The organism is Sphingobium sp. L-44 (assembly GCF_056859495.1).
The window spans coordinates 24515-49065 of record NZ_JBSXOQ010000055.1 but is presented as its reverse complement, the minus strand read 5'-3'; the positions used below and the strand labels follow the sequence as shown (position 1 = coordinate 49065).

Sequence of the window (24551 nt, the reverse complement as noted above, 5' to 3'; positions counted from 1 at the left end):
CGTGTGACGTGTGGTAACTCCACCTTACCGATGAGCCCGGTGGCCACCGAGTTCGAAATCGCATGGGGTTGGGCATGCCCAACCCCATGCGATCACCTCAATCTACACCGGAAATTACACCACGAGCGCGGACGCTAACCTTCGATGTGCCGGCCGGATCGCGAGGCAACATATCGCAGGCGGCGAGGAGAGCAATGACAGCAATTATCGCGCGCTTCACGGTTCGCACCTACAATCAATGCTTATTTTGAGCCTGCAGTAATAAAATGCGGCACTAAAATGAAGATTGATTACAGATGGTTTCCGGCCTGTCGCTAACTGCGTTTCGCTATGTGGGACCGGAGCCTCGCGCATGTTCGTACCAGCCTCTCCAAATGGTTTTGCCGCTTGGAATGATCCATTCGGCCTGCTCGGCAAGAAGAATCCGACATCACATTGTTCGGAATAATTAAAGGCCGATAACGTCTGACAGTGGAAAAGAACCATCTCTCGAATGAGGCTTCGCGGATTGAGAGGTTCGGCACTAGGCGCCCCATTCAAGACGCATAGAGCCAGAGTACAACTGCTCAGGCGCAGACCTTTCATTTTTCGGCAGCTCGCGAGCAAATCGCGCCGTTCTAGCGCAACGTTGGCAATTCCGGACCAGCTCAGCAGGTCTCGCCCTGATCCAGCAGGTCGTCGTGCAGCTTGCGGTAGCCATAGACTTTGCCGCTGTCGTTCCAGGCTTGCCGGATCAACTCTGTCTGCCGAGCATCTTCCTGGGCCCGCGTGCTCAGTGGGCTCTTCTGCCAAGCATAGAAACCGCTGGGCTGGATGCGCAGACACCGACACATCGATCGAACCCCGAACTGGTCACGATGCTCGGCGACAAATGCGTATCTCACTTTGCATCCCTGGCGGAACGAAGTGACCGCAGGTCAAATACGCGGTGGCTTTCCTAAGAAACAGCTGTCTCGGGCTCCGACGGCAGTTCCTGGAGCGAGAAGCCGAAGGCCTTGGCGCGCTGTTGCAAATTGCCGATGACCCGGCTGCGATACCGCTCTTCGTACTGCGATGCGCCTGGATCGTGATAGGCCATGCCATACCGTAGACTATTGTAGAACAGCACAGCTATCTTGCGGGCCGTCGCCGTCTTCACCCGCTATCTGGGCGACGTGACGCCGCTCCGCCGCAGCGTCGAGATTGCGCGGGCCTGCCGCTTCGACCTTGGTCAGCTGACCTATACCTATCCCGACGAGATCGGGGAAAGCGGCCTTACCCCGCAGCAGGAGCTCGAGCGTCTGCGCTCCTAAACGCCCAGCCCATGGGCTTTTATGCGCCCGCCCAGATCGTGCGGGATGCGCGCCAGCATGGGGTCGAGGTCCGCCCGATCGACGTCAATCACAGCCGCTGGGAATGCACGCTCGAGCGAACCTGGGGCCGCTATCATGCGGTGCGGATCGGACTGCGCTATGTGCGCGAGCTCAAAAATGCAGATGGCGCCGCGATTGTCTTGGCACGGGGCAATGAACCCTATGCCAGTGTCGAGGAAATCCAGCGCCGCGCCGGCGTCAGCGGCCGCGCGCTCGACCGGATCGGCCATGCCGGTGGCTTTGGATCGCTGGCGCTCTCGCGCCGCGCCGGCCTCTGGGAAGTGAAGGGTCTTGGCGAAGAAGCCTTGCCGCTCTTTGCCGCTGCGGACGCGCGGGCCGGCAAGCTGCAGCCTGAAGCCATCGAGCCGGAGGTGGCGCTACCGCAAATGGGCGAAGGCGAGGAAGTGGTGGAGGATTATCGCGCGATCGGGCTCTCGCTGCGCGCCCATCCGCTCGCCTTCCTGCGCGACGAACTGGCGCGCCGGAAGATGGTGACCTGCGCCGCGCTCAAGGATATTCGCGACGGGCGATGGGTCAATCTCGCCGGCCTCGTTCTCCTGCGGCAGAAGCCCGGCTCCGCCAAGGGCACCATGTTCATCACGCTTGAGGATGAGACCGATGTCGCCAATCTCGTCGTCTGGCCCAATCTCTTCGAGAAGCATCGGCGCGTGGTGCTGGGCGCCTCGATGATGGGTGTGCGCGGTCAGGTCCAGAAGGAGGGCGATGTGATCCATCTCATCGCCCAGCGGCTCGACGACCTCTCGCCCCTCCTTGCCAGCGTAGGGCAGCGGGCGGATGTCGCCAGCATCTATCAGGTCAGCCGCGCCGATATCGTCAGAAGCGCCATGGCCCCCGATCCGCGCGATGCGGCGAACAGGCCGCTCGGGCGCGGCCCCCGCGATCTTTACGATCCCGACCTGCGCCTGGGCTCGGGCATCATTCCGGGCCAGCCGACAGAGGGCATCAAGGTCAAGACACGAGATTTTCGCTGAGAGGCGGCGCCTCCCCGATAATGCTCAGGTGGGTTCGATCCGCTCGACATCGAGCATGTCGAAATCAGACCTTGTCCCTACGACCCGGACTCGTCGACCAAGAAGATGGCGGCAGGATCTGGTGCAATCGAGCCGCCATTCCCCGCCATCGGCGACACGCAGCACGGGGTAAGGACCATCGCCAAGCAGCATGCCGACAAGTTCGTGCCGCGTGCCGCGTGGCATGTCATTTGCGCCTTGCAGGCTTGCGCGGGGATCGGGCCTCGACCCCGTTCTGGTCCTGAGAATTTTCGAACACCCAGTTGAGATAGACGGCGATACGGATGCCGCCGCGCTTCAGCCGATCATCAAGCTCGAGACGGTGCTGATAGGCATAGTCCCAGGACAGATTCGTGTCGGTGGGATAGATGGTCTTGCGCAGCGCGATGCTTTCGCGGATCCAGGTGCCCGGATCGCGATTATTCCAGGCTATGACCTGCTCGGGCGTGATCGCGCGCGCCAGCCAGTCGGCAAGTTCGGAATAGGATAAGGATCGCTGCTCGATCATAGCGCTGTCCCAGACCGAATGGAGATTGGTCGAGCGGCCGAACCAGCTCACCTTCATGTCGTTGCCGCCCCGGTCATTGCCGCCACCGGCATGAAGCGGCTGGTGAAGATCGCCGATGATATGGACGACGAAGCGCAGGGCAAGGCGCTTGTCGTCGATCGACGCCGCGGGATTGCGAAGGGTCGCCGTAAAGCGTGTCAGGGCCGTCATTGCGTCACCTTCGGCGGGCGCGTCGACGTTCGTATAGGCATCGCCCTCGCGGACGGTCACATAATGCCAGGGGTTGGCCTGTTTCTGCCAGAAATCGGCGGGGTCGGATTTCATGTCGTCGGGCCAGGTTGCCGCCTGTGCCAGCTTCTCCTCGCCCAGGAGAAGCTGGACATTGGCTCGGGCCAGGCCGCTTAGGTTCCGATCGGCAATGGCGCCGGTCACCCGGTGGCCGATCGGTCCCCAGGCGAGAGCGGGCGAAGTCATCGAGAAGAGAGCGGCGGTCAGGATCAGTCTACGCATGAGCGCACCATTAGCGCTTGGCCGCGCACGATCCAGCGATTCGATGCATCATCGGGTCTGAAGGCAACGCCCCCCCAAATAGGCAGATCAGACAGACGAAACCGGGAATATTCTGGGTCTCAGCTTATGCGCGCCATCTCCTTGAATTCCGGGCGTCCGGCCGCATGTTTCTGCTTTCGGAAAGGCAGCGCGACCGGATCGATCATCACTCGCGCAAGCCGTAGCTTCCAGCGTCACCGCCCCGAGTCCGATCAACAACGTCATTTGAAAAAGGAGATGATGGGCCCGAAACCTCCACCCGCGCATTTCTACCATGTTTACGCACCCGACTTTGGGGAGTGATGGATGAGCATCCTTATAAATGGCGCCGTGGTCGAGGGTCCTGAGGATCCCCGCATTTCTCTCCTCGACTTCCTGCGGGAGCAACAGGGCCTCACCGGATCGAAGAAAGGCTGCAATCAAGGCGCATGTGGCGCCTGCACCGTGCTGGCGGACGGGGAGCGGATCCTGTCCTGTCTCGCGCTCGCCGCTCAATATGAGGGGCAGGAGATTACAACAATCGAAGGCTTGGGCAGCGCCGACAATCTGCACTCCCTGCAGCAAGCCTTTGTCGAGCATGACGGCTTCCAATGCGGCTATTGTACACCGGGACAGATATGTTCGGCAGTCGGAATGGCCGCCGAATTGAAACGCGGCGTCCCCAGCCATGTAACGCAAGCGCTCGGCAGCAGCATCGCAATGACGCGCGACGAGGTACGCGAGCGGATGAGCGGCAATCTGTGCCGCTGCGGCGCGCATAATGGCATTGTTGACGCAATCCTGGAGACTTTTGCGGAGGTCGCCCAATGACCCCCTTTACCTATCATCGCGCCACCACGGCCGACGAGGCGCTTCGACAGGCCGGCGGCGGGGTCGCCAGTAATGTTGGGATTGCCAATGTCCGAACGGCAGACTTCGGCTCGTCGCCTAGGATGTTCTCAGTATTTCCAGCTTAGCGTTGTCTGGCGAACAAATCTTGAGGTGAGGCCTCGTAGGCTTCTGCCAGGATCGAGCGATCGGCGGCCGTCAGAGAGATGATCGACTGAACCGCCGACCAGGCAAAGCCCACATTGGTGCGATGGCTGGCGCGGTGGATCGGGTCGCTCGCATAGAGGCGTCTCGCCTGGAAGCGCTCCACCCAGTCTTGCGGATAGTCGACGATGTGGACCGAGCGAACCGCAGGCTTCAGGTCGACATGATGGACCAGGGCATAGTGCCGAAAGCCCATGGCCTTCGTGATTTCGGCCATCAGGTCAGACAAGGCCGTAGCGTCCTTGATCGCGCCAGCGACAGCGCAGAAATCCTGAACTTGCCCAAGCCCGATCATCATATGGCCGGCGAGATCAGAGCAGCGCTTCCATGTTGAGATGACCATCGCGAACCGCGCGCAGCACCAGCTGCGTGCGTCGTCGCACGCCATAACGCCTGCGGGCCGATTCAACATATTCGTGCACGGTGTCGCGGCTGAGGCCGAGGATCTGGCCGATCTCCCAGTCGCTTTTGCCTTGCGCGACGAGCGCGATGCATTCGACCTGGCGAGGGCTGAGAGGGACGCAGGCCAATGGCCCTGCCCTTTCGCCAAGCAGCTCGCGCGCCCGATCATAAGCGACCGAGCCGAGCAGACGGGCGGTCAGAACCTCCTCTGCGCTGAGCGGCTCGTCGCGCGATCGGGCGGCGGTAAAGATCGCCTCGGGTTCCCCCGGGGTCCGGATTGGCAAACTGTAGCCGGACGCAAGGTCATGGTCCCTGGCGCGGTCGAGGATGCTTCGCTGGCGCGGCGTGAGCTCCAGTACGTCGCCGATCCGGTCCCAGGCGAGCCCTGACGGGGTGCGAGCGCAGGCCGCATGGATCGGATCTTCGAGATAATGGCGTTCTTCGAGAACTTCCTCGAGCCAGGCCGATGGATAGGTTGTGAGGAACAGGCTTTGCTCGCCTCCGCGCCGAAGGTCGATATTGTGAAGCAGCGTGAACCAGCGGAAGCCAAGATCGCGCACGGCGGCATCGATCGTGCCATGTAAATCGCCAAGGGTTTCAGCACGCTGACAGTCCTCCGCAAAGCGCGTGAGATCATCAAGGCGGCCGCAGTCTTTTATCCTGTTCGCCATAGGCGACGGAAGCTCGTCCGCGAGGAGACGGCTCGTCCAGACCTAAGCGGCGAGCGCCATGATTATCAAAATGAGTTGAGAACGATTCGCAACAATCTACGATTAGAATGGATCGCCTATGACACTTTATCCGCCGGCAAAGTGTCATAGCTGACAACCCGTCTGCGGCCGCCGATTTGGGATTCACATTGATCCTGCTTTGTGCTTGATTCCATCATGTTATGTTTCATGCAGGCAAGCCTCTTGAACCCTCCATTGGCTGTGATGTCGCGGCCGTGCTCGAGACGCTGGCGACCGTATCGAGCCGGCCCCGTTATGCCTTCATGCTGCTCAACCTGATCGCCCAGGTGGCGGGGCCAGATGGAAGCGCCGGTCCCTGGGTCAGGCGGAACGATGGGCTCGTTTCCCTGCGCGATTGGCTATGCGACGCATTGACCCCGATGGCCCAGCGTGGTCCGCGCAGCATTACGCTGGCCGAGCGGGTCGAGAGCGACCTCGCTAGAAACGGACTGCTCCCCGGCGATCTGGAGAAAAGGCGCGGCGTGATCGCGGAGGAAATGCGGGCACGCATTCGCACAGCCGGCAAGAGTAATCTCAGTCGCGCCGTTTCCGAACTGGTGAATGCAGGCCTGCTCCGCCGACATTATCAGGGCTATCGCGTCGACCATCGGAACCGTGGCGGCCAGCGCCACGCCGTCTATACCTTGATCGGCGATGCTCTGCGTCTAGTGCCGGGCATCAGCTCCACACCGAATCTGCCCGTGCAAGGCGAACTTGCCCTCCCAAGATGATTGCGCAGTCGAACCGGGGTTGCTGCAGTAGTGTGCTGTGAGGTCGGGTAACGATGTCCGAATAATAAGGCCAGTCAGAACGTCAGCATTGACCTTGCCGGCAATTACATCAGCCATTCCCGTCAAAGGATCGCCATGGCCTTCTTCGACGCGAATGGATTGTCAGATTCGGAATGAAGCCGGGCACGCGAGCCATATAATCGCGGTAAACCTCGCCGAAGCTGGCTAGCGCCTCCTTTTCCTCATGCCGAGCCAGCCGAATATACATCACGACGAGCACCGGAAACATAGCAAGGGTCAAAAGGGTCGGCCATTGTAGCAAAAAGCCGAGCATGACGAGAATGAAGCCGACATATTGCGGGTGCCGGATCCGGGCATAAATCCCAGTAAGGGCCAATTGGTGTTTGCGCTGACTCAAGTGAAGGGCCGTCCATGCAACCGAGATCAGCCAGTAACCCACGCCGATCAGCACAAAGCTGGCGATGTGGAATGGACCGTAATGGGGATTAACTCGCCAGCCGAACATCATCTCCAGGAGATGTCCAGCATCGTGGCTCCACCAGTCGACAGCGGGGAAATACGACTGGAGCCACCCCGAAAGCACGAAGATCGTGAGCGGGAAGCCATACATTTCCGCGAAGAGCGCTATGATGAAAGCGCTGAACGCCCCCAAACTGCGCCAGTCTCGTTTAGTTGCCGGCTTGAAGAAGCTGAACGCAAAGAGGATGAAAACGGCGGCGTTAACCAGCGCGAGCCCCCACAGACCATAGCCATAGTCGGCGTGCGTCATCGCGACTCTCCTTCGATGCGGCCGTTGGGATTGGCCGGTAAGCCGGCGGGTGCCTGACCGGGCTCATGGCCATGCTGATGCCCACCATGGCCGCGGTGCATGAACAGGTGCATGAGCGGGCAGGCGAGCAGGATGAGATAGGGCAGCACACCCAGGAAGTGCGCGGTATACTCGGTGAGGAGGAAGAAGCTAGCGACGAGCAGGAAGCCGATCAGAACGATCTTGCCGCGCTTGCGCATGCGATGGTCATGTTCGCCCATATGCCGTCCTCTTCTGGTCAACGTCCGGGCAGCATAGGCTCGAGTCCAAGGAGCAAGGTATAAGTAGAGACCGAAGTCCCCCGGGCATCGCGCAGGCATGGGTAAGGCGATCGATGGGATCGGCCATCGGCGTTCGGGCGACGCAGCTGTCGGGGAGCAGCAGTCGTGCTGCGGATTTTGCGTATAGGCGTGCGGCGTCCGCGAACCAATGCTGCGCTCACGAACATAATCGTGAGAGGCAGGCCCGCGTCCATGCAAAAGAGAAAGAAACGGCACCATTCCCGCGTGACCATCTTCGAGCGTGAAGCAAGGATCGATCTGGCCAAGCGCCCGGCCGATGGTCTCGGCGTTGCCTTTCTCGGCGCATCGGGAACGGTCACAGGGTCGCGTTATCTGGTGGACGATGGTGAAACTCAGATCGTGGTCGATTCCGGCCTGTTTCAGGGACCCAGGGATCTGCGCCGCCTTAATTGGGCATCGATCCCACCCGAAGTCGCGGATGTCGGCCAGGTGCTGCTGACCCACGCCCATCTCGATCACTCGGGCGCACTACCGCGCATGGCGCGCCTGGGCTGGGACGGGACCGTCCTTGCCACGCGGGCGACCGCGGCCCTGTGCGAGCTCCTTCTTCCCGACAGCGGCCATCTGCAGGAAAAGGATGCGGAGTTCGCCAACCAGCACGGCTTCTCCAGGCACCAGCCGGCGCTGCCCCTCTACACCCAGGCCGACGCGCGTCTGGCATTGCAGCTCTTCCGCCCGATCGAGTTCGGAGCGTGGCATGCAGTCACGGACGGCATCAGGGTGCGCTACCATCGCGCCGGCCACATCCTCGGCGCGGCGTCGATCGAGATCGACTGGAAGGGGCGGACAATCCTCTTCTCAGGCGACATCGGCCGTTACGGCGATGCGGTGATGAAGGATCCCGAGCCGCCCGCGCGCGCCGACTATGTCCTAGTGGAATCGACCTATGGCGATCGGCGCCACGAGCAGGTCGATCCGACAAAGACGCTTGGAGATCATGTCGAACGATGCGTCGAGAGAGGCGGGACGGTGGTGATTCCGGCCTTCGCCGTGGGACGGGTTCAGTCGCTTCTCTATCATTTCTCGCGTCTGCGCGCGCAGGGACGCCTCCGCGACATCCCGATCTTCCTCGACAGCCCGATGGCGATCAACGCGAGCGGGCTGATGTGCGATTTCATGGACGAGCATCGCCTGGCCCGCGCCGAGTGCGAAGCGGCGTGCAGCGTCGCGCACTATGTGCGCGAAGTGGAGGAATCCAAGGAACTCACCGCCAACCCCGCTCCCAAGGTCATCATCTCGGCCAGTGGAATGGCAACGGGCGGCCGCGTGCTCCACCATCTCAAGCGCTTCGCGCCGGATGGGAAGAACCTCATCCTCTTCTCAGGCTTCCAGGCGGCGGGCACCCGCGGCGCCGCCATGATCGGGGGCGCCCGGACGATCAAGATCCACGGCGAGTATATCCCGGTCGAAGCCGATGTCGCCAACCTGACGATGCTTTCGGCGCATGCCGACAGCGACGAGCTCATGCGCTGGCTCGGGTCGCTGCAAGAGCCCCCGCGCCATGTCTATGTCACGCATGGCGAGCCGACCGGCGCCCAGGTCCTGGCGAAGCGTGTCTCGGAGGATCTGGGCTGGGCATGCAGCGTACCGGCGCTGGGTAGCTGGGGCATGCTCGCGTGAAGCCCGGGATCATCGAGGACGCCGAAGTAGAGCCTGTCGCGACGACGCTGCGGGCACACCGCCTCGGCCTGTCGGCTGCCGGAGGTGATCTGATCGCGGTCATGCGCCAAGACTGTCCCGTCTGCCGCTCGGAAGGTCTCGCGTCGCGCGCGCAGGTCGCGCTGCACGCCGGCGGGCGGGAAATCGTCGTCTCGCTGCTGCACAGTTCCGCGGAGGCTCCAGCGCCCGGCGAGATCGGCCTGTCCGAATCCGCATGGCGGCGGCTCGGCGTCAGCGAGGGCGATCCGGTCGAGATCGCGCACGCCCAGCCTCTCGCCTCGCTCGCCGAAGTGCGTCGGCGCATCTATGGCAATCGTCTCAGTGAAGGGGCTTTTTCAGCGATCATGACCGACATCGCCGAGCGACGCTATAGCGATGTCCATCTCTCGGCGTTCATCACGGCATGCTCAGCGGTCCCGCTCGATACGGACGAAACGATCAGCCTGACCAGGGCGATGGTCGATGTCGGCGAGCGATTGCAGTGGTCCGGAGCGGTCATCGTCGACAAGCATAGCGTCGGTGGATTGCCGGGCAATCGCACCACGCCGATCATCGTCTCGATCATGGCCGCGGAGGGCCTGATCATGCCCAAGACATCGTCGCGGGCGATCACCTCGCCGGCCGGCACGGCGGACACGATGGAGGTGCTTGCACCTGTCGACCTCGACGTTTCCGCCATCCGCAAGGTGGTCGAGCGCGAAGGCGGCTGCATCGCCTGGGGCGGCGCCGTCAATCTCAGCCCGGCCGACGATGTGATCATCGGCGTTGAACGAGTGCTCGATATCGATGCCGTAGGGCAGATGGTCGCCTCGGTGCTGTCCAAGAAAATCGCGGCCGGTGCGACCCATCTGGTCATCGATATCCCGGTCGGGCCGACCGCCAAGGTACGCGGAACCGATGCCGCCGATACGCTGGAGCGCGCGCTGAGCTCGGTCGCCCAAGCCTTCGGGCTTCGCACGCGCGCGATGCGCGGCCCCGGCGCGGAGCCGATCGGACGGGGCATCGGCCCGGCGCTCGAGGCGCAGGATATCCTTGCCGTCCTCCAGGGGCAGCCGGGCGCCGAGGATCTCGCCCACCGGGCCTGCGAGCTGGCGGGAGGACTGCTTGAGCTCGCTGACGCGGCCCCGGCCGGCGAAGGCTATGCGCGTGCGCGGGCGTGTCTCGAAAGCGGCGGGGCCTGGGCCAAGTTCCAACGTATCTGCGAAGCGCAGGGCGGCATGCGGGCTCCACCGGTCGCCCGGTTTCAGCAGGATATGATCGCTCCCTATAGCGGCCGCCTGGTGAGTATCGACAATCGCAAGCTCGCGACGGTCGCGAAGCTCGCCGGCGCGCCGGTGGCCAAGGCCGCTGGCGTCGCACTGCAGTGTCGGCTGAACCAGATGGTGGATGCCGGGGCTCCCTTGTGTAGCATTCATGCCGAGAGCCCGGGCGAGCTCGACTATGCGGCGGCCTATGCCGTGAGCGACGGGCCGATCTTCGGGATTGAAGCGCTATGAACCGTCCCGTCCTGTTCGCGCTGCCTGGCAGCGAGGCCCTGGCACAGCCGCTATCCGCCGCGCTCGATGCAGAGGTCGGCACGATCGAGCATCGTCAATTTCCTGACGGGGAAACCTATCTCAGGGTCGGAAACGACGTCAGCGACCGCGAGGTCATCCTGCTGTCCAGTCTCGATCATCCGGACGCCAAGCTGTTGCCGCTGCTGTTCGCAGCCGACACCGCGCGCGATCTTGGCGCTCGCAGGATCGGGCTCGTCGCCCCTTACCTCGCTTACATGCGCCAGGACATACGCTTCCATGCCGGCGAGGCGGTGACGTCGCGAACCTTTGCTGCGATCCTGTCTCGCCATCTCGACTGGCTGGTGACGGTCGATCCGCATCTCCATCGCTACCATGAATTGTCGGAAATCTACCGCATCCCAACCCAGGTTGTTCATGCCGCGCCGTTTTTGGCCTCGTGGATCAAGCGCAATGTCGCTCGCCCGCTGATCATCGGTCCGGACCTGGAAAGCGAACAGTGGGTCTCGCAGGTGGCGGCCGATGCCGATGCTCCGTTTCTCGTGTGCGAGAAAATCCGATCCGGCGACCGTCACGTCACCATCTCGATTCCGAATGCACCAGCGTTTCTCGATCGCCAGCCGGTGCTGGTCGACGATATCGCCTCATCCGGTCGGACCCTCACCGAGGCGGCGCGCCAACTGGTCGGCATGGGGTTCGCGCGACCGGATTGCGTGGTCGTGCATCCGCTTTTTGCCGGCGATGCAGCGCAGGTTCTGGGTGGGCTTGTCGAAAGGATCGTCAGCACGAACGCGGTTGCACATGCGTCGAATGATATAGATGTCATGCCAGCGATCGCGGAGGCCGTTCGCCACCGGATTGAATGGCGTGCTGCGCGTCAGTTCTAAGACGGAAATGAACGCCCGGCAAACGCTGTGCGCGTCCTCATCCATTGACCCTAAACGAGTCCGAACCAATCTCCTGAGATCTCCCTTTCGGAGAAAATCGCGGCAGGGAAGGAGGATATGTCGTGTCGCACACACGCTCGTTCATCGATCCCCTCGACGTTGCTGGGCACCTGAAGCTTGAGCCCGAAGTAAAGCGCGCCACCCTGCTATCCTGGGCGTCCGATCGCGCAGCCGTCAAGGGCCAACCCGCCCCCCTCGCCCGCCGGGCGCCAGTAACCCGCTGCCGGTCGACGATGTGATGGAAGCGTAGCGATGGCTCGATCGCGCCGAGGGCGGCGCGGGCAACTCGCATGCATCGTCCGGAGCAGAGACCCGGCAATGAGCCGCAGCGACCGCGGCATTGGTGTGAGCGGAGTAGCCGAACCCTCACAGTTTCGCTGTCCTTCGCCGTTTTGCCTCGCCAAATTTTTACTCTTGACCTGGGACCATAGTCCAACGTGCAGAGAAGTATCCCTTGAAGCGCTGCCCTCGCGGCACTGCGTATTGATCGATCTCGGGGGCTATGGGGAACAAGCGCGTCGTGCATATCGTCGATGACGAAGAGACAATACGAAAAGCACTAAGTTTCACGTTGCGGACCGCAGGGTTTGCCGTAGAAGCCTACGCTTCGGGGCCGGAGTTTCTGTTGAGCGCAGAGGACGCCGAGAAAGGCTGCGTGGTTCTCGACATGCACATGCCCGACATGGACGGCCTGCAGGTTCAGGCGGAGCTGACGCGACGCGGTATCGACATGCCCGTCGTGGTGCTGACGGGCAATGGCGATCCTACGCTCGCCGTACAGGCGATGAAGGCGGGCGCTGCCGACTTTCTCGCCAAACCGGTCGAGAAGGCCGCATTGCTCGGCGCGATCGACCGCGGCTTCAGCTGGCTTGAGAGTATAGCCCGTCGTGCCTCCGAACAGGCCGACGCTCTTTCGAAAGCCGCGAGACTGACGCAGCGCGAACGGGCCGTTCTGAGAGGAATTTCGCGAGGCTATCCAAATAGCCTTATCGCAGATGAACTCGGCGTCACGTCGCACACGGTCGAGCTGCATCGGGCCAGTCTGATGATCAAACTCAACGCGCAAAGCCTGCCCGACCTGTTGCGGATCGCTTTCGCCGTCGACCTGCACGAATCGACCGAAAACGGGCACCCCTAAAATTCTCGGCCGTGCGATGCCGGATGCTATGCGGATCGGGCCGCGGCCAGTTCGGCGATGATCGGACAATCCGGCCGCTCGTCGCCTTGGCAGCGCTCGGCCAGGTCGATTAGCGTGTCGCGCAGCGCCGTCAACGCCTCGGCTTTGCGCTGAAACTCATCGGCGCGGGCAAGGGCAAGCCGCTTCACCTCCGCGCTGGCACGGCCGGTATTGGCCCAAAGGCTGAGCAACGTGCGGATCTCCTCGATCGGGAAGCCGAGATCGCGGGCATTGGCGATAAACCGGAGGCGATGGAGGTCGCGCTCGCCATAGTCACGATAGCCAGCACCCCGACGCGCCGGCGCCGGGATGAGGCCGATCTTTTCATAATGGCGGATCATCCGCTCAGAGACGCCGCTCTGCCGTGACGTCTCGCCGATGTTCACAGTGCTTTCCGGTTGAGGCGCAGCGCGTTGGTGACCACGCTCACCGAAGAGAGCGCCATCGCCGCCGCCGCGATAATGGGCGAGAGCAGAATACCGAACAGCGGATAGAGCGCACCCGCCGCTACGGGCACGCCCGCGACATTGTAGATGAAGGCGAAGACGAGATTCTGGCGGATGTTCGACATGGTCGCTTGGCTGAGCCGCCGCGCCCGGACGATGCCAGTCAGGTCGCCCTTGAGCAGCGTGACGCCAGCGCTCTCGATCGCGACGTCGGTGCCGGAACCCATGGCGATGCCGACGTCGGCGGCGGCCAACGCGGGGGCGTCGTTGACACCGTCGCCGGCCATGGCGACGACCCGCCCCTCGCGCTTGAACCTGGCGACCACGGCGCTCTTCTGATCGGGCAGCACCTCGGCTTCGACCTCGTCGATGCCCAGGCGTCGGGCGACCGCTTCCGCGGTCGTGCGGTTGTCGCCGGTCAGCATGACCACGCGAATGCCCTCCGCCTTGAGCGCGGCGAGCGCTTCTGGTGTCGTGGCCTTCACCGGATCGGCGATCGCGAAGGCGCCGCCGACTGTGCCGTCGACCCCGATGAAGATCGCGGTGGCGCCATCCCGGCGCAGCGCGTCGGCCTGGCTGGCGAGCGCATCGGTCGCAACCCCTTTGTCGGCAAGGAACTGCGCATTGCCGAGGACGATGCGCCGCCCTTCGACCGTGCCGAGCGCGCCGCGCCCGGTCGGCGAGTCGAAGTCGATGACGTCGCTCGTGACGATGCCGCGATCCTTCGCGGCCTCGACGATTGCCAACGCGAGCGGATGCTCGGACGCCCGCTCGACCGAGGCGGCAAGACGCAGCAGCTCGGCTTCGTCGAAGCCGGGCGCCGGCACGACCTGGGTGACGGCAGGCCGGCCTTCGGTCAGCGTACCTGTCTTGTCGACGACGAGAGTGTCGACCTTCTCCATATGCTCGAGTGCTTCGGCATTTTTGATGAGGACACCGAGCCCGGCGCCGCGGCCGACCCCGACCATGATCGACATCGGCGTTGCCAGCCCCAGTGCGCAGGGACAGGCGATGATCAGCACGGCGACCGCCGCCACCAGCCCATAGGCGAAGCGCGGCTCGGGACCCCAGATGCCCCAGGCGATGAACGCGACGGCCGCGACCGCGATGACCACGGGCACAAACCAGCCCGACACCTGATCGGCCATGCGCTGGATCGGCGCGCGCGAGCGCTGCGCCTCAGCGACCATCTGGACGATGCGTGCGAGCATGGTATCGCGGCCGACCTTGTCGGCGACGATCACCAGCGCACCGGTCTGGTTGAGCGTGCCGCCGATCACTGTGTCGGCCTTTGCCTTGGTGACGGGCATGGATTCGCCGGTGACCATCGACTCGTCGAGCGAGGAGCGGCCGTCCTCGACTACGCCGTCGACCGGCACCTTCTCGCCCGGCCGCACCCGCAGGCGGTCGCCCACCGCAACCAGATCAAGGCTGATTTCCTCTTCGTTCCCATCAGAACCGATCCGGCGCGCGGTCTTTGGTGCAAGGTTGAGCAGCGCCTTGATCGCGCCCGAGGTGCGTTCCCGCGCGCGCAGTTCGAGCATCTGGCCGAGCAGCACGAGGACGGTGATCACCGCGGCCGCCTCGAAATAGACGGCAACCATGCCGTCCTCGCCGCGGAAGGCCGGCGGGAACAGCTGAGGCGCGAGCGTCGCGATGACGCTGTAGATCCAGGCGACCCCGGTCCCCATCGCGATCAGGGTGAACATGTTGAAGTTGCGGGTCTTGAGCGAGGCCCAGCCACGCTCGAAGAACGGCCAGCCCGCCCACAGCACGACGGGTGTCGCCAGCACGAACTGGATCCATACCGAGATAGACATCGGCACGAGGCGATGGATCGCGGGAAAGACATGCGCGCCCATCTCGAGGATCAGCACCGGGAGAGCCAGCACGAGGCCGACCCAGAAGCGCCGCGTGAAATCGACTAGCTCGTGGCTGGGGCCGCTGTCGGCGGTCACGGTCGCGGGTTCGAGCGCCATGCCGCAGATCGGACAGGACCCGGGATGGTCCTGGCGGATCTCGGGATGCATCGGGCAGGTCCAGATCGTGCCTTCGGGCGCCGCGACCGGCGGCGTCGGCGGGCCGAGATAGCGCTCGGGATCGGCGATGAATTTGGTCCGGCAGCCCGCGCTGCAGAAATGATAGCTTTCACCGCTATGCTCGGCGTGATGCGCCGTGGTCGCCGGGTCGACGGTCATGCCGCAGACCGGGTCCTTGACGCCGGTCGCCGCTTTAGCGGTGCCGTGGCCGCCGCAGCAACCGCCGCCATGCGCCGCTCCATGTGTCTCGTTCATCGCCTCGCTCCTTTCGACGCCTGACGATCTAGGGTCTGACACCGTGTCAGGGTCAATACGTAATCGCCTAAGTGGCCAAATCGGCGGGCCCGTTCGCTTGGCCGCCATCAGGCCGGGGAGCACGCCGTCGGCATTGGGCTGGGTATCGTCGATGCCATCGAGCCCGCTGCACGGTCAGGCGGAAGGCGAGCCGCATGAGACCCGTGCTGGCGGCCATAATCGGCGATTACCAGGCGCCAATCCGGGCGCAGCATGGCAAGCATGGCGGCACGCCACCGCTTCTCCCGCGCCCACAGGCGGATCGCGCGATCATAGTCTTTCGTCGATCCAGTCCCGCGCGGCGGGGTGTACGATTGCATTGGCTTCTCCCAACGCGAGGCGTTCGAAACGATAAACTACATCGACATGGGTGGCGACAGTGTCCCCAGCCAGGCGACCAGCCCGAGAATGACGATCGCAAGACCGCCTTCGACGACGAGGCTCGCGCGCAGCAGCGCCTGCGCCCGTGGCGCGTCCTCTTCCTCGATCGCCTGCGCAAGTGCCGGGGTCAGGCGATAACGGTTGAGCGCGGCCAGGCCCAGCATGCCGGCGAAGAGCAGCAGCTTGGCGATGAGCAGCAGGCCGTAGGTCGACTGCCCGAGAGACGCGATGTTGCCCGGGCCGACCAGGAACCAGCCGTTCACCGTCCCGGTCAGGATCAGCAGGGCGACGATGATCGTGCCGACGAGGGAGAAGCCCCGCAGCGCTTCCTCGGCGAGCATGACCCGGTCCATGTCTTCAGTGGCGAGATCATCGGTTGCGAGCCTGGTAAGAACCAGCGCAAGGAATGCGGCAAGCGCGCCGACCCAGGCGCCCGCGGCGAGCAGATGGATGAGATCGGCCCCCAGTTGCAGCCAGCCCGCCTCGCCTTCGCCGGCCGCGCCATGCCCGCTCCAGGCGAGGGTCGCGAGTGCGACCGCGCCTGCCAGAGTGGAGGCGATGAAGGCAGGACGGGATTGCCGGCGATAGAAGGGGATGGAGAGCAGAAGAACGAGGAGCGCGACGAGGCGCGCCTTCAGCGCCGTTCCCATGGACGTGCCGTTGAACAGCTCTGCGACCATGGAAAGATCAGGCTGGGTGAGCGGCAGCCCGGTCATGGCCGCTGCCTGCAACGCGAACCCCAGCGCCGACAGCAGGAGGGCGAGACAGGCGAGACCGGCCACCATTGCTACCATCGGCAGATGCCGCTGTACCATCCGGCCGCCGCCGGGCGCATAGAGCGCGAACAGCGGCAGGCCGAACAACAGGCCGAGATCGACGTAGAGCGCCCAGCGGACGGCGACGAGTGCCACGTCGTTCATGGCGTCACTTGACGGTAAAGGCGAGATTGCCCTGGATGCGGTGCGTGTCGGTCGAGACGACGTGCCAGGCGACCTGATAGCTGCCCGCCATGAGCGGCTTGGCGAGCGTCAGCACGAGCGTCTTGTCGCCTTCGACGGACGTCTTGAAGCCGGTTACCGCCATGCGGTGGTTGGGCATGCCGGGCATGCCGGTCATCACGATCTCGGCGCCCGACAGCTTCGGCATCAGACCTTCACTGAAGGTGAGCGTGATACGCGAAGGCGCCGAGACGCTGGCGTTCGCGGCGGGCGTCGAGGACACAAGCTTGGGATGCGCGTAGGCCGGAGCAGAAACACTCAGGCCGACGGCGGCGATAACTGCGAGAGGCGAAAAGAAACGCATTGGAACATTCTCCTGTAGATCCCATGAGACAATACGCAGCCCGAGCCCCCACCCCTCGCAATTATTCTTTTCAATCTACAGCAAGGGTTCCTGGACCATCGTGCGTATTGAAGGATGAAGACGGAGAAGCACCATGGATGAACTTGACCACCTGCTCTCGCGGTTGCGCGATGCGCCTCTCGATCCCAGGCTCGGCGGCCTGGAAAGCCGGGTCATGGCGGAAATAGCGCGCATCCGGGCCATACCAAGCCTTGGCGCTATGACGTTCGGCATCGCGGCCGCAACTGCGCTGTTCATCGGAATTGCCGGCTCGGCAGTTCCGACACGGTCTGCTGATGCCAAACCGCTATCGCCCTTCGATGCTCGGCTCGCGCTTGCGCCCTCGACGCTGCTGAGCTCGCAGTGATGCGCGACCGCCGCCGGCTCCTGCTCCTCGTCCTGGTGACCTTCGCCGCGGCGATCGCTGGCGTTGTCATTGGCCGCGTCTATGTGGTTCCAGTGCGCCCGGTCGAAAATGAGCTGCACGAGCTGCTCCATCGCGATCTGAAGCTGAATTCAGCGCAACACAGCCGACTCGAGACAATCGAGAAGAACTACGCGATCCGGCGTCAAGCGCTGGAGGCCGAATTGCGCGCCGACAATGCGCGTCTCGCGGAAGCGATCGAAGCGGAGCATGGCTATGGCCCGCAAGTCGCAACTGCGGTGGATCGCTCGCACCAGGCCATGGGCGCGCTGCAGAAAGAAACACTTGAGCATATCTTCGCGATGCGGGCCGTGCTGCGCCCGGATCAGACGGACAAATTCGACGATGCCGTGGTGAAAGCGCTGACGGCCAAATCCGAATGACCGCGTGCCTCCCCGACTGCTCGGACGGGGAGCTCGCGGCTCTGGCGCTTGGAGGCCGGCAAGCGGCCTATGGCGAGCTGGTCCGCCGGCATCAAGGTTGGGTTCACCGGCTCGTGCGCAGCCATGTCGGATCTATGGATGAGGCATTGGATGTCACCCAGGCGAGCTTCGTCGCGGCCTTTGCCGCACTCAACCGCTATGACGTAACCCGACCCTTCCAGGTCTGGATGTCCCGGATTGTCATCAACAAATGCCATGACTGGCGGCGTCGGCGAGCGGTTCGAAATTTCTTTGCCCTAGCCCTACCGCTCGGCGAGGCGGACGGCGTCGCCGACGACGCACCGCTGCCCGATCAGGCGATCGGGGCCGAACAGCAGCTCGCGCAAGCAATGAAAGCGATTGCTGCCCTGCCGTCTTCCCTCAAGGACACGCTTATTTTGCGTACGATCGACGAGAAATCGGAAGCTGAAACCGCCGAAATTCTCGGGATCAGCCAGAAGGCGGTCGAAACGCGCCTCTATCGAGCTAGGGCACGCCTTTCGGAAATATTAAAGAAAGTTTGAGGGGGATGAGGCCATGCTGCGTATTCCCAATAGGTACGCCCTCTTTCTTAAAGCTGAGACAACCGAATGATTTCTGCTCTCGACCGCCGCCAGTTCCTCCGCGGCGCGGCCCTCGCCGGCGGCGGCGCAGCATTGTCAGCCTGGCTGCCGGCCTGGGCGCAGACGATCTCGCCGGGGATGCGACCGACGCTGCCGACCGTGTCGGGCGAAGACATTACGCTCACCATCGCCCGGCAGTCGATGACCATCGACGGGCGCAAGTTCCGGGCAATCGGCCTCAACGGCACGGTCCCCGCCCCGCTGATCCGGCTGCGCGAGGGCCAGCGCGTGCGGCTCAACGTCATCAATCAGCTGGAGGAGGACAGCTCGATCCACTGGCACGGGCTGATCCTGCCGGCCAATATGGACGGTGTGCCGGGCGTGTCTTTTCCGGGCATCAAGCCGGGCTCGAACTACCTCTACCAGTTCTCCGTCGTGCAAAGCGGCACCTACTGGTACCACAGCCATTCAGGCCTGCAGGAACAGGAAGGCCATTACGGCCCGATCATCATCGATCCCGCCGGTGCCGATCCGGTCGCCTATGACCGCGAGCATGTCATCGTGCTCGCCGATCACAGCGCGCTCTCGCCGCAGGCGATCTTCCGGCGCCTCAAGGTCAACCCCGGCCATTTCAATTTCCAGCGCCAGACCCTGGCCGGGCTCCTGTCGGGCAAGGATCAGCCGCTCAAGGACCGGCTCGACTGGGGCCAGATGCGGATGGACCCGGCCGACATCTCCGATGTGACCGGATCCACCTACACCTATCTCGTCAACGGCCATGGTCCGATGGACAACTGGACCGCGCTCTTCACCCCGGGCGAACGGGTGCGGCTGCGGGTCATCAATGCGTCGGCGATGACCACCTTCAACGTCCGCATCCCCGGCCTGCCGCTGACCATCGTCCAGGCCGACGGGCAGAATGTGGTGCCGGTCACCGTCGACGAGTTCCAGGTTGGTGTTGCCGAGACCTACGACGTCGTTGTCAGCCCAGGCGATGACAAGGCCTACACCCTTGTCGGCGAGGCGATCGACCGCTCGGGCATGGCGCGTGCCACGCTCGCGCCGCGCGCCGGCATGGCCGGCGAGGTTCCCCCCTTACGCAAACGGCCGCTCGCCGACATGAAGGACATGGGCATGGACATGTCCTCGATGCCGGGCATGGAAGGCATGGACATGTCGGGCGGCGCTATGCGGGGCGTCGATCCGACGGCCGAGAAGAACGCGTCCGCGCGCCTCGCGACCGGCGCGGCGGCAGCGATGGCGACCATGGACAATAGCGCCATGGCAGGCATGGATCATTCGGGGATGGATCATTCCGCGATGAGCGGGATGGACCACGGCGCGATGGGCGCCGATGGCCAGATGGCGGGCATGGACCATGGCAGGCACGCGATGGGGTCGATGAAGATGCGAGACTTCTCGAACGCGCCGCAGGTGAAGCGCGACCCGAGCGTCCAGACCATCTCGCCGATGCCCGTCGACCGCACCGGCGAGCCCGGCCAGGGCCTCGCCGACGTCGGCCACAAGGTGCTTGTCTACAGGGACCTGATGGCGCTCGATCGCAATCCGGACGTGCGCGCGCCGAGCCGCAGCATCGACATTCACCTCACCGGCAACATGGAGCGGTTCATGTGGTCGTTCGACGGCGAAAAAATGTCGGACCATCACGAGCCGATCCCCTTCATCGAAGGCGAGCGGGTGCGCGTCAATCTCATCAACGACACGATGATGGGGCATCCGATCCATATTCACGGGCATTTTTTCGAGCTGGTGACGGGGCATGGCGATCATGCGCCACGCAAGCATACGGTAATCGTCCAGCCCGGCGGCAAGGTGACCTGGGACTTCACCGCCGACGCGGTCGGCGACTGGGCCTTCCACTGTCATCTCCTCTACCACATGCATGCCGGGATGATGCGGGTCGTGAGCGTCCGTCCGAAGGGAGACGCGTAATGACCCGCATCCTCACGCCGCTGGTGAGCGCGATCGCCCTTTTCGCTGCCGCGCCCGCCTTTGCCCAGGATCATTCAATGCACGGCATGCCCGGCATGGCGCCGCCGGGCGAGGTGCCGCCGGCGCAGGAGAAGAAGAAGGACAAGGCCGCCGCCAGGCCGCGCGCTCAGACACCAGCGCCAGACGCCACCTCGGCGATGGACCATTCGCAGCACCAGGCCAGTCCTGCGCCGCAGGGAGATGCGGCCGGTCAGCCGCAACCCGCGTCTCCCGCGATGCCGGACATGCCGGGCATGGACCACTCCCAGCATCAGGACGGCGCGATGCCGGACATGCCCGGGATGGACCATTCGCAGCATGGCCAGACCGCCATGCCCGGCATGCAAATGACCGGCACGGCGCTTCCGGCCGGCAATGCGCCCCCGCCGCCTCCCCCCAGCGACCACTTCGCCGATCGTGATTTTCCCGGCGCCGAGATGGCGCGCTCACGCGACATCATGATGAAGGACAGCGGCGGCAACAATTTCGGGCAGGTGCTGCTCAACCTGTTCGAGTATCAAGCGCATAGCGGTCGCGATGGCTATCGCTGGGATGGCGAAGGCTTTTACGGCGGCGATATCAACCGGCTCTGGCTCAAGAGCGAGGGCGAAGGCGAGTTCGGCCGCGGCATCGACAGCGCGGAGGTGCAGGTGCTCTATAGCCGGGCCATCGACCCCTATTTCAATCTTCAGGGCGGTATCCGCCAGGACTTCGGCCGCGGGCCCGACCGCACTTACGCGACGGTCGGCGTCGAGGGCCTGGCTCCCGGCATGTTCGAAGTCGAAGGCGCGCTGTTCCTCTCGACCAAGGGCGATGTTCTGGGCCGGGTCGAGGGCTATTACGACCAGCGCATTACCCAGCGCCTGATCTTGCAGCCGCGCGCCGAGGTCAATTTCGCCGCGCAGGATATTCCGGAGAACGACATCGGTTCGGGGCTGGTCAACATAGAGCTCGGCGCGCGCCTGCGCTATGAGTTCAGCCGCCAGTTCGCACCCTATATCGGCGTCTCTTATCTGCGCAAAGCCGGCGACACGGCGCGGCTGTCGAGGCTTGCCGGCGAGGACGTCCATGCGACCAGCTTCGTCGCCGGCGTTCGCTTCTGGTTTTAGCATCAGGACGGCTGATGGCGGGGGCGAACAGGAGAGCGGGGCGTTACACTCATACCAAGGTCGGCCGGCGCCGAGCGAAGGAGATACGCCATGGACCATTCGTCCCACATGAACACCCGGAAGATGGGCGCCTATTGGAGCCTTGCCGTTCAGACCGTCATCAGCGGCGTCATCATGTATCTGGTGATGTTCGTCATGATCGACGGGCTCGACAGCTTCTACAACAACCTCAACATGCTCTACATGACGCTGATGATGGTCGCGCCGATGGTGGTGCTGATGATCGTCGCCATGCGGCACATGTTCGCGTCGAAAGCCGCCAACATCGCGCTGATCGCCGCGTCGCTGGTCGCCTTCTTCGGCAGCTTTGCGCTCATCCGCACCCAGACCACGATCGGCGACACGGCCTTTCTGCGCTCGATGATCCCGCATCATTCCGGGGCGATCCTGATGTGCCAGGAAGCAAAGCTCAGCGATCCGGAAGTCATCCGGCTTTGCGAAGCGATCAAGCGCTCGCAGCGGCAGGAAATCGACGAGATGAAGGCCATACTCGCGCGGCGCTGAGTGGCACGGTCGGGCTACGCCCGGATCCGTGCGCCCGGCCAGGCCCGTGAGCCGGGACGATGGTCGACACGAGGCGCGGGCCGGACGAGATTGCCAGCGACGTAGCGCGGCTTGCGCCGCTGTTCCTGCGACAGGCTGGCGGCCACGTCCTGACGCTGCTCGATCCTGCCGGGATCGTGCTGAGCTATAATGAAGAAGGCGAGCGTGCCGAATGCTGGCCCCTCGATCGCGTCCTGGGACAGCCCCATGACCTGTTCTACCCGCCCGACGAGATTGCGGCCGGCCGCCCGTGCGCAGACCTGGCGGCCGCCCTTCACGAAGGCACGCTGGAGCGCGAAGCGTGGCGGGTCTGCGAGAACGGCGCGGAATATCTCGCGCGCCTGACGATCAGCGCCCTGTTCGAAGGCGACGCACATCGAGGCTTTGCCTGCATCAGTCGCGATGTCACCGACGAGGCGGCGGTCCGGGCGTCAATCGAGACCCGCGAGCAGCATCTCCAGTCGATCCTGGCGACCGTCCCCGATGCGATGATCATCATCGACGAGACCGGCGCCATCACGTCGTTCAGCGCGGCCGCCCAACGCCTGTTCGGCTATTCGGAAACCGAGCTCGTCGGCCGCAACGTCTCCTGCCTGATGCCCCAGCCCGATCGCGACCGGCACGACGAATATATCGCGCATTATCTCCAGACCGGCGAGCGCCGGATCATCGGCCTCGGCCGCGTCGTGGTCGGCCAGCGCCGCGACGGCTCGACCTTCCCGATGCAGCTGTCGGTTGGCGAGGCCGGTGAAGACGGGCAGCGGTTGTTCACCGGCTTCATCCGGGATCTCACCGCCAAGGAGCAGGATGAGCTCAGGCTCAAGGAACTGCAGGCAGAGCTGGTCCATGTCTTCCGGCTGAGCGCGATGGGCACGATGGCCTCGACCCTCGCGCATGAGCTCAACCAGCCGCTTGCCGCGGTCGCGCTCTATCTCGAGACGATCCGCGACATGCTCGACGAGCGGGACGACGAACCCTTCGTGTCGCTACGGTCGGTGATGGATGATGCGGCACAGGAAACGCTGCGGGCCGGCCATATCGTCCGGCGCCTGCGCGATTTCGTCGCCCGCGGCGAGGTCGACAAGAGCCTCCACGAGCTGCCGCGGGTCATCGCCGAGGCGAGCCAGCTCGCGCTGGTCGACGCCCGCGAGCGCGGCATCCGCAGCTTCTTTGCAGTCGATCCCGCCGCGACGCCGGTCCTCGTCGACAGGGTGCAGATCCAGCAGGTGCTGGTCAACCTGATGCGCAATGCCATCGAGGCGATGGCGGAGTGTCCGGTTCGCGACCTCAAGGTGGCGACCAGGTTGCGCCCTGACGGGCTGATCGAGGTGACCGTGGCGGATACCGGCCCCGGCATCGCCGACGAGGTCCGGGAGCAGCTCTTCACGGCGTTCAAGTCGACAAAGGCCGACGGCATGGGCCTCGGCCTTTCGATCTGCCGCACCATCATCGAAGCGCATGGGGGCCGTATCTGGATGGAGCGCCCCGTCCGCGGCGGCGCGCGCTTTCATTTTACCTTGATCCATGCGCGGGCGGAGGAGGAACATGGGGGATAGACGCGTCATCCATCTGGTCGACGACGAGGAGAGCATCCGCAAGGCGGCGAGCTTTGCGCTCAAGACCGCGGGCTACGACGTCGTGACCTATGCCTCGGGCGTGGAGTTTCTCAAGGAGGCGAAGTCGGCGGCCGTCGGCTGCGTCATCCTCGACGTGCGCATGCCCGAGATGGACGGTCTCGAGGTTCAGGCCGCCATGGCAGCACGCGGGGTCAATATGCCGGTCATCGTCCTGACCGGCCATGGCGACGTGTCGGTTGCGGTGCAGGCCATGAAAGGCGGCGCGGTCGACTTTCTCGAGAAGCCCTTCGAGAAAGCCGCCCTGCTCGGCGCCGTCAGCCGCGCGTTCGCGCGTCTCGACGATGTCGACTTTCGCACTCTGGAAACCTCTGAAGCCGGCGTGCGGGTCGCTGCACTGACGCCCCGGGAGCGTGAAGTGCTGGAAGGGCTGGCGAACGGCCTGCCCAATAAGACGATCGCCTATGACCTGGGCTGTTCATCGCGAACGGTCGAGGTCCATCGCGCGAGCCTGATGGCCAAGCTCGAGGTCCGCAATTTGTCCGAAGCCCTGCGGATCGCCTTTGCCGCGGGCATGGGCCGCAAGCCGAAGTGACTGC

26 protein-coding genes and 2 pseudogenes are annotated in these 24551 nt (G+C 64.0%); 16 read left to right on the top strand and 12 right to left on the bottom strand.

The genetic code is table 11. The annotated features are described in order from the left end of the window. Positions 1-653: 653 nt before the first annotated feature. Both AC13EK_RS05425 and AC13EK_RS05420 read right to left on the bottom strand, forming a co-directional pair. Positions 654-899 (bottom strand): annotated as a pseudogene (locus AC13EK_RS05425) (IS3 family transposase); the annotation flags it as partial. 38 nt (positions 900-937) lie between these two features. Further along, positions 938-1078, bottom strand: a complete 141-nt coding sequence (locus AC13EK_RS05420) for a hypothetical protein (RefSeq protein ID WP_202907004.1) — start codon at positions 1076-1078, stop codon at positions 938-940. 37 nt (positions 1079-1115) lie between these two features. On the opposite strand from AC13EK_RS05420, the gene AC13EK_RS05415 reads away from it, so the two are divergent. Continuing rightward, complete coding sequence (locus tag AC13EK_RS05415) at positions 1116-1292, top strand: hypothetical protein (RefSeq protein WP_164522485.1); 177 nt, start codon at positions 1116-1118, stop codon at positions 1290-1292. Further along, positions 1280-2344: pseudogene (locus tag AC13EK_RS05410) on the top strand (helix-hairpin-helix domain-containing protein); the annotation flags it as partial. The gene AC13EK_RS05415 and the pseudogene AC13EK_RS05410, both read left to right, overlap by 13 nt. A gap of 24 nt (positions 2345-2368) precedes the next feature. Here the strand turns inward: AC13EK_RS05410 and AC13EK_RS05405 are convergent. Together AC13EK_RS05405 and AC13EK_RS05400 are read right to left on the bottom strand one after the other, a co-directional pair. Further along, positions 2369-2569 (bottom strand): DUF5818 domain-containing protein, encoded by a 201-nt coding sequence (locus tag AC13EK_RS05405; protein WP_080727313.1) that lies wholly within the window; start codon positions 2567-2569, stop codon positions 2369-2371. A 1-nt stretch (position 2570) separates the two neighbouring features. Next, a complete protein-coding gene (locus AC13EK_RS05400) occupies positions 2571-3401 on the bottom strand; it encodes a S1/P1 nuclease (protein ID WP_069339016.1) in 831 nt (276 codons plus the stop codon). Between the two features lie 345 nt (positions 3402-3746). On the opposite strand from AC13EK_RS05400, the gene AC13EK_RS05395 reads away from it, so the two are divergent. Then, positions 3747-4250, top strand: a complete 504-nt coding sequence (locus tag AC13EK_RS05395) for a 2Fe-2S iron-sulfur cluster-binding protein (RefSeq protein WP_037521880.1) — start codon at positions 3747-3749, stop codon at positions 4248-4250. 142 nt (positions 4251-4392) lie between these two features. On the opposite strand, the gene AC13EK_RS05390 is transcribed toward AC13EK_RS05395, so the two are convergent. Then, on the bottom strand, positions 4393-4770 hold the full coding sequence (locus AC13EK_RS05390) for an autoinducer binding domain-containing protein (RefSeq protein WP_230588645.1): 378 nt from the start codon (positions 4768-4770) through the stop codon (positions 4393-4395). Between the two features lie 13 nt (positions 4771-4783). Beyond that, positions 4784-5545 (bottom strand): helix-turn-helix transcriptional regulator, encoded by a 762-nt coding sequence (locus AC13EK_RS05385; RefSeq protein WP_063976096.1) that lies wholly within the window; start codon positions 5543-5545, stop codon positions 4784-4786. Between the two features lie 221 nt (positions 5546-5766). On the opposite strand from AC13EK_RS05385, the gene AC13EK_RS05380 reads away from it, so the two are divergent. Beyond that, positions 5767-6336 (top strand): hypothetical protein, encoded by a 570-nt coding sequence (locus AC13EK_RS05380; RefSeq protein WP_004212754.1) that lies wholly within the window; start codon positions 5767-5769, stop codon positions 6334-6336. A gap of 109 nt (positions 6337-6445) precedes the next feature. Here the strand turns inward: AC13EK_RS05380 and AC13EK_RS05375 are convergent, their stop codons facing one another. Continuing rightward, positions 6446-7126 (bottom strand): methyltransferase family protein, encoded by a 681-nt coding sequence (locus AC13EK_RS05375; RefSeq protein ID WP_004212753.1) that lies wholly within the window; start codon positions 7124-7126, stop codon positions 6446-6448. Continuing rightward, positions 7123-7386 (bottom strand): DUF2933 domain-containing protein, encoded by a 264-nt coding sequence (locus AC13EK_RS05370; RefSeq protein ID WP_004212752.1) that lies wholly within the window; start codon positions 7384-7386, stop codon positions 7123-7125. The genes AC13EK_RS05375 and AC13EK_RS05370 overlap by 4 nt, the downstream gene beginning before the upstream one ends. A gap of 252 nt (positions 7387-7638) precedes the next feature. On the opposite strand from AC13EK_RS05370, the gene AC13EK_RS05365 reads away from it, so the two are divergent. From AC13EK_RS05365 to AC13EK_RS05350, 4 genes are all read left to right on the top strand, one after another. Further along, the gene (locus tag AC13EK_RS05365; protein ID WP_031304554.1) at positions 7639-9087 is read left to right on the top strand and encodes an MBL fold metallo-hydrolase RNA specificity domain-containing protein; all 1449 of its coding nucleotides are present in this window, start codon (positions 7639-7641) and stop codon (positions 9085-9087) included. Further along, positions 9084-10622: a thymidine phosphorylase family protein gene (locus AC13EK_RS05360; RefSeq protein WP_278987628.1), complete on the top strand. Its 1539-nt coding sequence runs from the start codon at positions 9084-9086 to the stop codon at positions 10620-10622. The genes AC13EK_RS05365 and AC13EK_RS05360 overlap by 4 nt, the downstream gene beginning before the upstream one ends. Further along, entirely contained in the window at positions 10619-11527 is a 909-nt protein-coding gene (locus AC13EK_RS05355) for a ribose-phosphate pyrophosphokinase (RefSeq protein ID WP_004212748.1), read from the top strand. Before AC13EK_RS05360 ends, AC13EK_RS05355 begins: the two co-directional genes overlap by 4 nt. 562 nt (positions 11528-12089) lie before the next feature. Further along, positions 12090-12725, top strand: coding sequence for a response regulator transcription factor (locus AC13EK_RS05350; RefSeq protein ID WP_004212746.1), 636 nt, complete (start codon positions 12090-12092; stop codon positions 12723-12725). A 26-nt stretch (positions 12726-12751) separates the two neighbouring features. Here AC13EK_RS05350 and cueR read toward each other — a convergent pair whose 3' ends face one another. From cueR to copC, 4 genes are all read right to left on the bottom strand, one after another. Further along, positions 12752-13150 (bottom strand): Cu(I)-responsive transcriptional regulator, encoded by a 399-nt coding sequence (gene cueR / locus AC13EK_RS05345; protein WP_004212744.1) that lies wholly within the window; start codon positions 13148-13150, stop codon positions 12752-12754. Further along, complete coding sequence (locus AC13EK_RS05340; protein ID WP_125988685.1) at positions 13147-15504, bottom strand: heavy metal translocating P-type ATPase; 2358 nt, start codon at positions 15502-15504, stop codon at positions 13147-13149. Before AC13EK_RS05340 ends, cueR begins: the two co-directional genes overlap by 4 nt. 395 nt (positions 15505-15899) lie before the next feature. Continuing rightward, a complete protein-coding gene (gene copD, locus AC13EK_RS05335) occupies positions 15900-16844 on the bottom strand; it encodes a copper homeostasis membrane protein CopD (protein ID WP_020820523.1) in 945 nt (314 codons plus the stop codon). A 4-nt stretch (positions 16845-16848) separates the two neighbouring features. Beyond that, positions 16849-17226: a copper homeostasis periplasmic binding protein CopC gene (gene copC / locus AC13EK_RS05330; RefSeq protein ID WP_007683372.1), complete on the bottom strand. Its 378-nt coding sequence runs from the start codon at positions 17224-17226 to the stop codon at positions 16849-16851. A 133-nt stretch (positions 17227-17359) separates the two neighbouring features. Between copC and AC13EK_RS05325 the strand changes: the two genes are divergently transcribed. The 8 genes from AC13EK_RS05325 to AC13EK_RS05290 all read left to right on the top strand — a co-directional run bounded on the left by AC13EK_RS05325 (position 17360) and on the right by AC13EK_RS05290 (position 24547). Continuing rightward, positions 17360-17632 carry a hypothetical protein gene (locus AC13EK_RS05325; protein WP_004212738.1) on the top strand — a complete coding sequence of 91 codons (273 nt, stop codon included), beginning with the start codon at positions 17360-17362 and terminating at the stop codon, positions 17630-17632. Continuing rightward, entirely contained in the window at positions 17632-18072 is a 441-nt protein-coding gene (locus tag AC13EK_RS05320; protein WP_007683368.1) for a periplasmic heavy metal sensor, read from the top strand. The genes AC13EK_RS05325 and AC13EK_RS05320 overlap by 1 nt, the downstream gene beginning before the upstream one ends. Next, positions 18069-18635, top strand: coding sequence for an RNA polymerase sigma factor (locus tag AC13EK_RS05315; protein ID WP_007683367.1), 567 nt, complete (start codon positions 18069-18071; stop codon positions 18633-18635). Before AC13EK_RS05320 ends, AC13EK_RS05315 begins: the two co-directional genes overlap by 4 nt. Before the next feature lie 66 nt (positions 18636-18701). Continuing rightward, the gene (locus AC13EK_RS05310) at positions 18702-20627 is read left to right on the top strand and encodes a copper resistance system multicopper oxidase (protein ID WP_483022080.1); all 1926 of its coding nucleotides are present in this window, start codon (positions 18702-18704) and stop codon (positions 20625-20627) included. Continuing rightward, positions 20627-21775: a copper resistance protein B gene (locus tag AC13EK_RS05305; RefSeq protein WP_020820521.1), complete on the top strand. Its 1149-nt coding sequence runs from the start codon at positions 20627-20629 to the stop codon at positions 21773-21775. Before AC13EK_RS05310 ends, AC13EK_RS05305 begins: the two co-directional genes overlap by 1 nt. A 90-nt stretch (positions 21776-21865) precedes the next feature. Then, entirely contained in the window at positions 21866-22339 is a 474-nt protein-coding gene (locus AC13EK_RS05300; protein WP_004212732.1) for a DUF305 domain-containing protein, read from the top strand. A gap of 59 nt (positions 22340-22398) precedes the next feature. Next, positions 22399-23934, top strand: coding sequence for a PAS domain-containing sensor histidine kinase (locus AC13EK_RS05295; RefSeq protein WP_483022079.1), 1536 nt, complete (start codon positions 22399-22401; stop codon positions 23932-23934). Next, positions 23924-24547: a response regulator transcription factor gene (locus AC13EK_RS05290; protein WP_007683357.1), complete on the top strand. Its 624-nt coding sequence runs from the start codon at positions 23924-23926 to the stop codon at positions 24545-24547. Before AC13EK_RS05295 ends, AC13EK_RS05290 begins: the two co-directional genes overlap by 11 nt. Positions 24548-24551 lie beyond the last annotated feature (4 nt).

What these genes read in the sequence shown, in the direction of transcription:
- AC13EK_RS05420 (WP_202907004.1), bottom strand. Translation starts at nt 1,078, where the DNA reads ATGGCCTATCACGATCCAGGCGCATCGCAGTACGAAGAGCGGTATCGC.
- AC13EK_RS05405 (WP_080727313.1), bottom strand. Translation starts at nt 2,569, where the DNA reads ATGCCACGCGGCACGCGGCACGAACTTGTCGGCATGCTGCTTGGCGAT.
- AC13EK_RS05400 (WP_069339016.1), bottom strand. Translation starts at nt 3,401, where the DNA reads ATGCGTAGACTGATCCTGACCGCCGCTCTCTTCTCGATGACTTCGCCC.
- AC13EK_RS05395 (WP_037521880.1), top strand. Translation starts at nt 3,747, where the DNA reads ATGAGCATCCTTATAAATGGCGCCGTGGTCGAGGGTCCTGAGGATCCC.
- AC13EK_RS05390 (WP_230588645.1), bottom strand. Translation starts at nt 4,770, where the DNA reads ATGATGATCGGGCTTGGGCAAGTTCAGGATTTCTGCGCTGTCGCTGGC.
- AC13EK_RS05385 (WP_063976096.1), bottom strand. Translation starts at nt 5,545, where the DNA reads ATGGCGAACAGGATAAAAGACTGCGGCCGCCTTGATGATCTCACGCGC.
- AC13EK_RS05380 (WP_004212754.1), top strand. Translation starts at nt 5,767, where the DNA reads ATGTTTCATGCAGGCAAGCCTCTTGAACCCTCCATTGGCTGTGATGTC.
- AC13EK_RS05375 (WP_004212753.1), bottom strand. Translation starts at nt 7,126, where the DNA reads ATGACGCACGCCGACTATGGCTATGGTCTGTGGGGGCTCGCGCTGGTT.
- AC13EK_RS05370 (WP_004212752.1), bottom strand. Translation starts at nt 7,386, where the DNA reads ATGGGCGAACATGACCATCGCATGCGCAAGCGCGGCAAGATCGTTCTG.
- AC13EK_RS05365 (WP_031304554.1), top strand. Translation starts at nt 7,639, where the DNA reads ATGCAAAAGAGAAAGAAACGGCACCATTCCCGCGTGACCATCTTCGAG.
- AC13EK_RS05355 (WP_004212748.1), top strand. Translation starts at nt 10,619, where the DNA reads ATGAACCGTCCCGTCCTGTTCGCGCTGCCTGGCAGCGAGGCCCTGGCA.
- AC13EK_RS05350 (WP_004212746.1), top strand. Translation starts at nt 12,090, where the DNA reads ATGGGGAACAAGCGCGTCGTGCATATCGTCGATGACGAAGAGACAATA.
- AC13EK_RS05340 (WP_125988685.1), bottom strand. Translation starts at nt 15,504, where the DNA reads ATGAACGAGACACATGGAGCGGCGCATGGCGGCGGTTGCTGCGGCGGC.
- copD (WP_020820523.1), bottom strand. Translation starts at nt 16,844, where the DNA reads ATGAACGACGTGGCACTCGTCGCCGTCCGCTGGGCGCTCTACGTCGAT.
- copC (WP_007683372.1), bottom strand. Translation starts at nt 17,226, where the DNA reads ATGCGTTTCTTTTCGCCTCTCGCAGTTATCGCCGCCGTCGGCCTGAGT.
- AC13EK_RS05325 (WP_004212738.1), top strand. Translation starts at nt 17,360, where the DNA reads ATGGATGAACTTGACCACCTGCTCTCGCGGTTGCGCGATGCGCCTCTC.
- AC13EK_RS05320 (WP_007683368.1), top strand. Translation starts at nt 17,632, where the DNA reads ATGCGCGACCGCCGCCGGCTCCTGCTCCTCGTCCTGGTGACCTTCGCC.
- AC13EK_RS05315 (WP_007683367.1), top strand. Translation starts at nt 18,069, where the DNA reads ATGACCGCGTGCCTCCCCGACTGCTCGGACGGGGAGCTCGCGGCTCTG.
- AC13EK_RS05310 (WP_483022080.1), top strand. Translation starts at nt 18,702, where the DNA reads ATGATTTCTGCTCTCGACCGCCGCCAGTTCCTCCGCGGCGCGGCCCTC.
- AC13EK_RS05305 (WP_020820521.1), top strand. Translation starts at nt 20,627, where the DNA reads ATGACCCGCATCCTCACGCCGCTGGTGAGCGCGATCGCCCTTTTCGCT.
- AC13EK_RS05300 (WP_004212732.1), top strand. Translation starts at nt 21,866, where the DNA reads ATGGACCATTCGTCCCACATGAACACCCGGAAGATGGGCGCCTATTGG.
- AC13EK_RS05295 (WP_483022079.1), top strand. Translation starts at nt 22,399, where the DNA reads ATGGTCGACACGAGGCGCGGGCCGGACGAGATTGCCAGCGACGTAGCG.
- AC13EK_RS05290 (WP_007683357.1), top strand. Translation starts at nt 23,924, where the DNA reads ATGGGGGATAGACGCGTCATCCATCTGGTCGACGACGAGGAGAGCATC.